Source organism: Streptomyces sp. NPDC037288 (assembly GCF_055603265.1).
Genome location: NZ_JBVJVY010000012.1, coordinates 190,916 through 200,734 on the forward strand (window position 1 = coordinate 190,916; position 9,819 = coordinate 200,734).

A 9,819-nucleotide genomic window follows, 5' to 3' on the forward strand; every position below is an offset into this window, starting at 1 on the left:
TAAGCCGTCCGTTCGCAGCCACCTCACGTGGGCAACTCCCGACACCCGCCGAGGGTTCCCCGGCCGTTCACGTCCCGGTGTGCCGATCTTGTCACTCCCCGCCCATCCACTGCTGCATCACGGCCAGCAGATGATCCGGGTCGACCGGCTTGGTCACGTAGTCGGAGGCACCGGACTCGATCGCCTTCTCCCGGTCGCCCTTCATCGCCTTCGCGGTCAGCGCGATGATCGGCAGCCCGGCGAACTGCGGCATCCGGCGGATCGCCGTGGTCGTCGCGTACCCGTCCATCTCCGGCATCATGATGTCCATCAGCACGACCGCCACGTCGTCGTGCTGCTCCAGCACCTCGATGCCCTCACGGCCGTTCTCGGCGTACAGCACCGAAAGACCGTGCTGCTCCAGGACACTGGTCAGCGCGAACACGTTGCGGATGTCGTCGTCGACGATCAGGACCTTCTCGCCGCCGAACCGCACCCCGTGCGCGAACTGCGCCGCGCTCTCCGGCTCCGGGACCGCCAGCCGGTGCTCGGGCCGCTGCTCGCCCTGCGGCAGACTCCGCCGCCGGCGCCGGAAGAGCGCCGCGGGACCGTTCTGCGTCTCGCGGTACGACTTCACCTCGGCCGGGGTCTCGATCTCCACCCCGGACAGCTCCAGGGACTGCTGCGCCTCGGAGGCGAGCAGCTCGCCGGCCTCCAGCGGGGGCACGGACTGCTGGTAGCCCTGCGGCGGCAGTTCGCTCGGGTGCAGCGGCAGGTACAGCGTGAACGTCGAACCGCGGCCCGGTTCGCTCTGCGCGTGGATCTCACCGCCGAGCAGCTGCGCGATCTCCCGGGAGATCGACAGGCCGAGCCCGGTACCGCCGTACTTGCGGCTGGTCGTGCCGTCCGCCTGCTTGAACGCCTCGAAGATCACCCGCATCTTGCTGGCCGCGATACCGATGCCGGTGTCCGTCACCGAGAACGCGATCAGCGGCGCGTCCGCAACGGTCAGCGAGCCGGCCTCCAGCAGCTGCTCACGGATACCCACCGGCACATCCGCGCCGGCCGGCCTGATCACCAGCTCCACCGATCCGGAGTCGGTGAACTTCACCGCGTTCGACAGCAGGTTGCGCAACACCTGCAGCAGCCGCTGCTCGTCGGTGTGCAGGGTCGCCGGCAGCTCCGGGGAGACCCGTACGGACAGGTCCAGGCCCTTCTCCGCGGTCAGCGGCCGGAAGGTGGCCTCCACGTAGTCCACGAGCTGTACGAGCGCGATACGCGTCGGCGAGACGTCCATCTTGCCCGCCTCGACCTTCGACAGGTCGAGGATGTCGTTGATCAGCTGCAGCAGGTCCGAGCCCGCACCGTGGATGGTCTCGGCGAACTCCACCTGCTTGGGCGAGAGGTTGCCCTCGGCGTTGTCGGCGAGCAACTTCGCCAGGATCAGCAGCGAGTTGAGCGGCGTACGCAGCTCGTGCGACATGTTGGCGAGGAACTCGCTCTTGTAGCGCATCGACACCGCGAGTTGCTCGGCGCGCTCCTCCAGGACCTGCCGGGCCTCCTCGATCTCGGTGTTCTTCACCTCGATGTCGCGGTTCTGCCGGGCCAGCAGCTCGGCCTTCTCCTCCAGTTCGGCGTTGGAGGCCTGCAGCGCCTTCTGCCGGTTCTCCAACTCGGCCGACCGCTCGCGCAGTTGCTCCGTCAACTCCTGCGACTGCTTCAGCAGCTGCTCGGTCTTGGTGTTGACCGAGATGGTGTTCACGCTCGTCGCGATCATCTCGGCGATCTGGTTGAGGAAGTCCTTCTGGATCTGCGTGAACGGCGTGAAGGAGGCCAGCTCGATCACCCCGAGCACCGTGCCCTCGAACAGCACCGGCAGCACGATCACCTGCGCCGGCGGGGCCTCGCCGAGCCCCGAGGAGATCTTCAGATACCCGCTGGGCGCGTTCTCCACCAGGATCGTGCGCTTCTCCTGTGCGGCCGTACCGACCAGCGCCTCACCGGGCCGGAACGACGCCGGCATGGAGCCCATCGAGTAGCCGTACGAGCCGAGCATGCGCAGCTCGTACCGGTCCTCGGCGTCGCCGCTCAGCTCCTGGCCCTCCATGAGGGACATCGCCACGAAGAACGCGCCGTGCTGCGCGGAGACCACCGGCGTCAGCTCGCTCATGATCAGCGAGGCGACGTCCTCCAGGTCACGGCGTCCCTGCATCAGCGCGGAGATACGGGCGAGGTTGCCCTTGAGCCAGTCCTGCTCCTCGTTGGCGATCGTGGTGTCGCGCAGGTTGGCGATCATCTTGTTGATGTAGTCCTGCAGTTCCTGGATCTCGCCGGAGGCGTCGACGTCGATCTTCAGGTTCAGGTCGCCGCGGGTCACCGCGGTCGCCACGCGCGCGATGGCACGCACCTGCCGGGTCAGGTTCCCGGCCATCTCGTTCACCGACTCGGTGAGGTCCCGCCACGTGCCGTCGACGTCACGCACGCGTGCCTGGCCGCCGAGCTGTCCTTCCGTCCCCACCTCGCGGGCCACGCGCGTGACCTCCTCGGCGAAGCTGGACAGCTGGTCGACCATCGTGTTGATCGTCGTCTTCAGCTCGAGGATCTCGCCGCGGGCGTCAATGTCGATCTTCTTCGTCAGGTCACCCTTGGCGATGGCCGTGGTGACCATGGCGATGTTGCGCACCTGGCCCGTCAGGTTGGACGCCATCTGGTTCACGGACTCGGTGAGGTCCTTCCAGGTGCCGGCCACCCCGGGCACGTGTGCCTGACCGCCCAGAATGCCGTCCGTGCCCACCTCGCGGGCCACCTTGGTGACCTGGTCGGCGAACGAACTCAGCGTCTTCACCATCGTGTTGATGGTGTCGGCGAGCTGGGCGACCTCACCGCGCGCCTCGATGGTGACCTGACGCGTCAGATCACCGTTGGCGACGGCCGCGGCCACCTGCGAGATGTTGCGCACCTGCATGGTCAGGTTGTTGGCCATCAGGTTGACGTTGTTGCTGAGGTCCTTCCAGATACCGGTGACGCCCGGCACATGCGCCTGGCCGCCCAGAATGCCCTCGGTGCCCACCTCACGGGCCACCCGGGTCACCTGCTCGGCGAAGCTGGACAGCTGATCAACCATGGTGTTGACCGTCGTGACGAGCTCAAGGATCTCGCCCTTCGCGTCAACAGTGATCTTCTTCGACAGGTCACCCTTGGCGACCGCGGTCGTGACCTCGGCGATGTTGCGCACCTGGATCGTCAGGTTGTTCGCCATGAAGTTCACGGACTGCGTGAGGTCCTTCCAGGTGCCGGAGACACCCTGCACCTCGGCCTGACCGCCGAGGATGCCCTCCGTACCCACCTCACGGGCCACCCGCGTGACCTCCTGGGCGAACGACGACAGCTGGTCCACCATCGTGTTCAGGGTGTTCTTCAGCTCAAGGATCTCCCCGCGCGCGTCCACGGTGATCTTCTGGGAGAGGTCACCGCGGGCCACGGCGGTGGCGACCTGCGCGATGTTGCGCACCTGGGCCGTCAGGTTGCCGGCCATGCCGTTCACCGAGTCGGTCAGGTCGCGCCACACGCCGGCTACACCGGGCACCTGCGCCTGACCGCCGAGGCGGCCCTCCGTACCCACGTCACGCGCCACCCGCGTCACCTGGTCGGCGAAGGCGGACAGCTGATCAACCATCGTGTTGATCGTGTTCTTCAGCTCAAGGATCTCGCCGCGCGCGTCGACATCGATCTTCTGCGACAGGTCACCGCGCGCCACAGCCGTCGTCACCTGGGCGATCTGCCGCACCTGGGACGTCAGGTTGCCGGCCATGAAGTTGACGGAGTCCGTCAACTCCTTCCACGTGCCGGACACGCCGTCCACCCGGGCCTGACCGCCGAGCCGGCCCTCCGTACCCACGTCCCTGGCCATCCGCGTGACCTGGTCGGCGAAGCTCGACAGCTGGTCCACCATCGTGTTCACGGTGTTCTTCAGCTGGAGCATCTCGCCGGAGACGTCCACGGTGACCTTCTGGGACAGGTCGCCGTTGGCCACCGCCGTCGTCACCTGGGCGATGTTGCGCACCTGACCGGTGAGATTGCGGAACGCCGTGTTGACGGAGTCCGTCAGGTCCTTCCAGGCACCGGCCGCGCCCGGCACCTGCGCCTGGCCGCCCAGCTCGCCCTCGACACCGATCTCCCGCGCGACCCGCGTCACCTCGGCGCCGAACGCCGACAGCTGGTCCACCATCCCGTTGACGGTGTTCTTCAGCTCCAGCATCTCGCCGGCCACGTCGACCGTGACCTTCTGCGACAGATCACCGCTGGCCACAGCCGTCGTCACGGTGGCGATGTCCCGCACCTGCGTGGTCAGGTTCCGGAACACCGTGTTGACGGAGTCCGTCAGGTCCTTCCACGTACCGGCCGCGCCGGGCACGTTCGCCTGCCCGCCGAGCCGCCCCTCCGCACCGACCTCGTTCGCGACGCGCGTGACCTCGTCCGCGAAGATCCGCAGCGTCTCGGTCATCTGGTTGATCGTCTCGGCGAGCTGCGCCACCTCGCCGCGCGCCGGAACCGTCACCTTCCGCGACAGATCACCGTTCGCGACAGCGGTCGTGACCTGCGAGATCCCACGGACCTGAGCGGTCAGGTTGCCCGCCATCGTGTTGACGGAGTCGGTCAGTTCCTTCCACACACCGGCGACACCCGGCACCTGCGCCTGACCGCCGAGGATGCCCTCGGTGCCCACCTCGCGGGCCACGCGCGTGACCTCCGAGGAGAAGGACGACAGCTGCTCCACCATCGTGTTGACGGTGTTCTTCAGCTCCAGCATCTCGCCCGCGACGTGCACGGTGACCTTGCGTGACAGATCACCGCGCGCGACCGCCGTCGTCACCAGCGCGATGTCACGCACCTGTGCGGTCAGCCGGTTGGCCATGGTGTTGACGGACTCGGTCAGGTCCTTCCACGAACCCGACATACCGCGCAGCTGGGCCTGACCGCCGAGCTTGCCCTCGGTACCGACCTCGCTGGCCACGCGGGTGACCTCGTCCGTGAACGTCGACAGCTGGTCGACCAGGTTGTTGACCGTGCGGCCGACCTTCAGGAACTCACCGCGCAGCGGATGCCCCGTGCCGTCGTCCGGTGCCTGCGTCCGCAGCTCCATCCGCGGCGACAGATCACCCTCGGCCACGGCCGTGAGCACCCGGCCGACCTCCGAGACCGGCCAGACGAGATCGTCCACCAGGGCGTTGGAGGCGTCGATCGCGGACGCCCAGGAGCCCTCGCAGGCCCCCGTCTCCAGCCGTTCCGTGAGTTTTCCCTCACGGCCCACCATGCGCCGTACCCGGGACAGCTCACCGGTCAGATGCAGATTCCGGTCGGCCACCTCGTTGAAGACGGCCGCGATCTCCGACATCACACCGTCACCGGAAACGGTGAGCCGCTTGCGGAAGTTCCCGTCACGCATCGAGACGAGAGCCGCCAGCAGCCGGTTCAGGGCAGCCGTGTCCACTTCGGTGGTGCCGCCGCGCCTGCCCAGGGACGGTCCGCCTTTCGCGCGCGTCTTCGTGCCACGCGTCGCCGCGCCAGACTCCACTGTGTCCCTCCCGGAGGGGTAGACCGTTGCTGCTGTGCTCGGCCGCTTCGGCCCGGCCTGCCGGTCATCGGCGTACCGGTTACTTCTGCGTACCTGTTACTGCTGCGTACCTGTTACTACTGCGTATTTCTGCCAGACGGGATCCGGCCACACCAGGGGCTGCTGCCCGCCGTACACGGAACACACGCAGCCCGACCGACCTTCATCAGAAGCCTGCCCAGTGTTTCACCCTGCCCCAACCAGGCCATAACAGTTCGGCAGCTTCGCACATCGTCCGCACACCCTGGGGGGTAAACACCGGCGACCGGCACCCGCTCGGACGGCGAAGGTAAGTAACCTTGCATGCGGCTGTCCAGCCGCACCGGTCCGACCGGCCTGGGCGGTGGCACGAGAACGAGCGGGCATCGGAGGGGCGGCCGCAGACCATGACCACCGGAGTCATCCCCGGGGGACAGCCCCCGGAGCCACAGCCGACGGGCGCGCTGATGCCGCAGCAGCGGAGCGAGCCGGCCGGCCACGCAGCCCTGCACGTAGACAACCGGCCGAGGAGTTCTGTGATCACCGCGCGCGCGGCCGCCACCTTCGAGCCCGTCGGGCGATCGGTCGCGACCGCCCGGTCCTTCGTCCGCGACACGCTGCAGGGCTGGGGCTTCGCCGACATCGTCGACGACGCCGTCGTCCTCACCAGCGAGCTCGTGACGAACGCCGTCGTCCACGCGGGCACGCACGCGGACGTCCTGTGCCTGCGCACCGAGGACGGCGTACGCATCGAGGTCTCCGACCGCTATCCCGAGCGCGAGGTCCCCCTCCAGAACAGCCCCGCCTCGATGGGCAGCCCCGACCGCGAGGGTGGCCGCGGCCTCCAGCTGTGCGCGGCCCTGGCCACCCGCTGGGGCGTCGACTACACCCCCACCCACAAGAACGTCTGGTTCCAGCTCAACCTCCCCGAACGCTTGGTCGGCACCCGAACAGCCGGTCCGTCCCTGCCCGCCGACCTGCTGCCGCTGGCCGACGGCCGGGTCCGCGTCGCCGTCGTCCAGGTCGACCGCAAGGGCTCCATCACCTCCTGGAACGAGGACGCCGAGGAAATCTTCGGCCATGCGTCCGCCGAGGTCGTCGGCAGGCCCCTCACCGAACTCGCGGCCTGGCCGCACACTCCGGGCACCAGCACCGGCGTGGCCGAGGCCCTGCAGCTCTCCCGATGGGAGGGCAGCTACGGCATCCGCGGCGCCGACGGCCGCGTGGCCCCGGTCTACGCCTCCCACCTCCGGGTCCGCGACACGGGCGGCGAACCCTCCACCGTCTGCCTCCTGGTCCGCGACCACGAACGCGCCGTCCTGCAGACCCCGCCGCGCGTCCCCGCAGGCGACCAGAACCAGACCTCCGACGGCCAGAACACCGACCCCTTCGAGGTGTTCATCGGCTCCCCCGCCCCGGACGACCTCGACGGTCTGCTGCAGCGCACGGTGGAGCGCGCCCGCGACATGCTCGACGCGGACTCCGCGTTCCTGCTGCTGGCCACCGACGACGAGACCGAGCTGGAAGTACGCGCCTCCACCGGCCTGCCCTCCGCCCGCCAGCGCTTCGCACGCGTGCCCGTCGAGGCCGGCCCCGGCCGTTACGGCTCCGCACGCATGCCGGCCGTCCACGACGACCTCACGTCCGTCCCCGGGGCCGTACCACTGCTGAACGGCACGGGCATGCGCTCGGTCGTCACGGTCCCGCTGAAGGTCGAGGGCCGCCTGACCGGCTCCCTCGGCGTCGCCGCCGAGGCACCCGGCCGGTACTCCAACGAGGAGGCACTGCGCCTCCAGTTCGCCGCCGACCGCATCGCCCTGGCCGTCGAGTCGGCCCGCCTGGGCGAGCTGGAGCGGCTGCGCCGCGGCTCCCTGAGCTTCCTGGTCGAGGCCTCCGACCTGCTGGCCGGCACCCTGGACCGCGACCAGACGCTGGCCCTTATGGCCCAGATGACGGTCCCCACTCTGGCCACCTGGTGCGCCGTCTACACGATCGCCGACCAGGCCTCGGAGCCGTACCTGTCGTACGTCCTGCACGAGGACGAGGATCTGATCGACGGTATCAAGTCGTTGCTGTCGAAGATCGCGCCGCCGGACCCGGTACCGACGCCCGGCGCCCGCGTCTGGACGACCCCCGCCGAGGTCGCCCACCAGGCGGCCCTGCGCAGCTCCATGCGCAGCCTCGGCCTCGCGGGGGGACCCGCGCACCAGATCTCCGCGGGGATCGGCCCGACCCTCGCCACCGCCTCCGCGGTGGGCGGTGAGACGGTCGTGCTCCCGCTCGTCGCCCGCAACCGCGTCATCGGCATGCTGGTCCTCGGCAAGCCCACCGACGAACACTTCCGCCAGGAGGTCCTGGAACTGGCCGAGGACCTCTCCCGCCGGGCCGCCCTCGCCCTGGACAACGCCCGTCTCTACTCGGAGCGCACGGCCATCAGCCAGGCCCTCCAGCGCAGCCTGCTTCCGCCGGGTACGCCGCACATCGACGGCGTCGAGGTCGAGGTCATCTACCGCGCGGCCGGCGAGGGCAACGAGGTCGGCGGTGACTTCTACGACCTGTTCCCGATCGGCAACGGCGCCTACGGCTTCGCCATCGGCGACGTGTGCGGTACGGGCCCGAACGCGGCGGCGGTCACGGGCCTCGCCCGGCACGCCCTGCGCCTGCTGGCCCGCGAGGGCCTGAGCGGCCCCGCGGTCCTGCAGCGCCTGAACTCCGCGATCCTCGACGAGGGCGACCGCAGCCGCTTCCTGACCCTGCTGTACGGCGAGATGCGCCCGCAGGCGGACGGCAGCGCCGAGCTGAAGGTGGTCTGTGCCGGCCACCCCCTCCCACTGCGCCTGCGCCAGGACGGCACGGTCACGGCGGCCGCCGAGCCGCAGCCCCTGCTGGGCGTGATCGAGGACCTGGAGCTGCACGAGGAGACGGTCACCCTCGACCCCGGTGACGTCCTGCTCTGCGTCACCGACGGCGTCACCGAACGCCGTGAGGGCGCACGCATGCTGGGCGACGACGGCCTCGCCGACGTCCTCACCACGTGCACGGGTCTCACGGCGGGCGCGGTCGCGGCACGCATCATGCGCGCGGTGGAACGCTTCGCTTCGGACGCCCCGTCGGACGACATGGCGATCCTGGCGATGCGCGTCCCGGGAATCCACAAGGAGGCATGAGAAGAGGGCATGAAAAAGACCCCACCCGGAAGGGCGGGGTCTTTCTTTACTGAGCCCCCAAACGGAATCGAACCGTTGACCTTCTCCTTACCATGGAGACGCTCTGCCGACTGAGCTATAGGGGCCTGTCGCTTTCGAGGTTTCCCTCGCGGCGACGAAGAAACTGTACCCCGAGCAGACCCGAGTTCCCAAACTCGTTCGGGCAACCACTCAGAAGGCAGGCTGGAGCAGGCCCCCGAGGGCATTGCAGGCGGACACGATCCGCTGCATCTCCCGCCTGGTGAGCGCGGCGTCGACGGGCAGCGCCAGAGTCTCGTCGGCGGCCCGCTCGGTCTCCGGCAGGGACACGCACCGACGGAACTCCGGCAGCCGGTGCACGGGGGTCTTGACCGGCACCCGGCACTCAACTCCCTTGGCCCGCAAGGCCCGCGCGAAGGCGTCCCGGTCCGGCCGGCCGTTCCCCGGCACCCGCACGACGTACTGCTGGTAGGTGTGCCCGTCACCGCCGTCCGGCGTCCGTACACCCTTCAACTTGGCGTCGAGATACGCGGCCCGCTCCCTGCGCTGCGCTATCTCGTCGTACGGCGCCTCGGACTCGCCCTGCTCGAGTACCAGGAGCCCCTGCCGCTGTCCGATCGCGTGCAACCGCCCCAGGTCGGCTCCCCGCCCGAAGCGGTGTACGACAACGACGGCGGCCGTGCGGGGAGTTACGGCTGCCTCGACAGCGCCGGGATCGAGGCAGTACGTCACCGGGTCTATGTCAGCGAACACCGGGAGGGCACCGGCCAGGGTCACGGCCTCGGCGACGTCGACGTTCCCGAAGGCCGGCACGACGACTTCGTCACCGACTCCGACACCGCCGGCCCTGAGCATTGCAGCAGTTCCCATGTGCTGGATGCTGGGTGCGCGACGTGAACGACACGTTAAGGAAAACGTAAAAAGGCCGGACCCTGAAACGAAGTTCAGGGTCCGGCCTTTTGAAAGATTGTTCGGCGGTGTCCTACTCTCCCACAGGGTCCCCCCTGCAGTACCATCGGCGCTGTGAGGCTTAGCTTCCGGGTTCGGAATGTAACCGGGCGT

The 9,819-nt window shown here is 69.0% G+C and carries 3 protein-coding genes, 1 tRNA gene and 1 rRNA gene; 1 reads left to right on the forward strand and 4 read right to left on the reverse strand.

Annotated features, from left to right (window positions below):
• Positions 1–91: 91 nt before the first annotated feature.
• On the reverse strand, positions 92–5,554 hold the full coding sequence (locus ACZ7GZ_RS17200) for a HAMP domain-containing protein (RefSeq protein ID WP_471024873.1): 5,463 nt from the start codon (positions 5,552–5,554) through the stop codon (positions 92–94).
• Positions 5,555–5,979: 425 nt separating this feature from the next.
• Between ACZ7GZ_RS17200 and ACZ7GZ_RS17205 the strand changes: the two genes are divergently transcribed.
• Positions 5,980–8,739: a SpoIIE family protein phosphatase gene (locus ACZ7GZ_RS17205; RefSeq protein ID WP_471024875.1), complete on the forward strand. Its 2,760-nt coding sequence runs from the start codon at positions 5,980–5,982 to the stop codon at positions 8,737–8,739.
• A gap of 52 nt (positions 8,740–8,791) precedes the next feature.
• On the opposite strand, the gene ACZ7GZ_RS17210 is transcribed toward ACZ7GZ_RS17205, so the two are convergent.
• The 3 genes from ACZ7GZ_RS17210 to rrf all read right to left on the reverse strand — a co-directional run.
• Positions 8,792–8,864, reverse strand: a tRNA-Thr gene (locus ACZ7GZ_RS17210).
• 85 nt (positions 8,865–8,949) lie between these two features.
• Complete coding sequence (locus tag ACZ7GZ_RS17215) at positions 8,950–9,612, reverse strand: DegT/DnrJ/EryC1/StrS family aminotransferase (protein WP_471024879.1); 663 nt, start codon at positions 9,610–9,612, stop codon at positions 8,950–8,952.
• A gap of 114 nt (positions 9,613–9,726) precedes the next feature.
• Positions 9,727–9,819, reverse strand: a 5S ribosomal RNA gene (gene rrf, locus ACZ7GZ_RS17220); the annotation flags it as partial.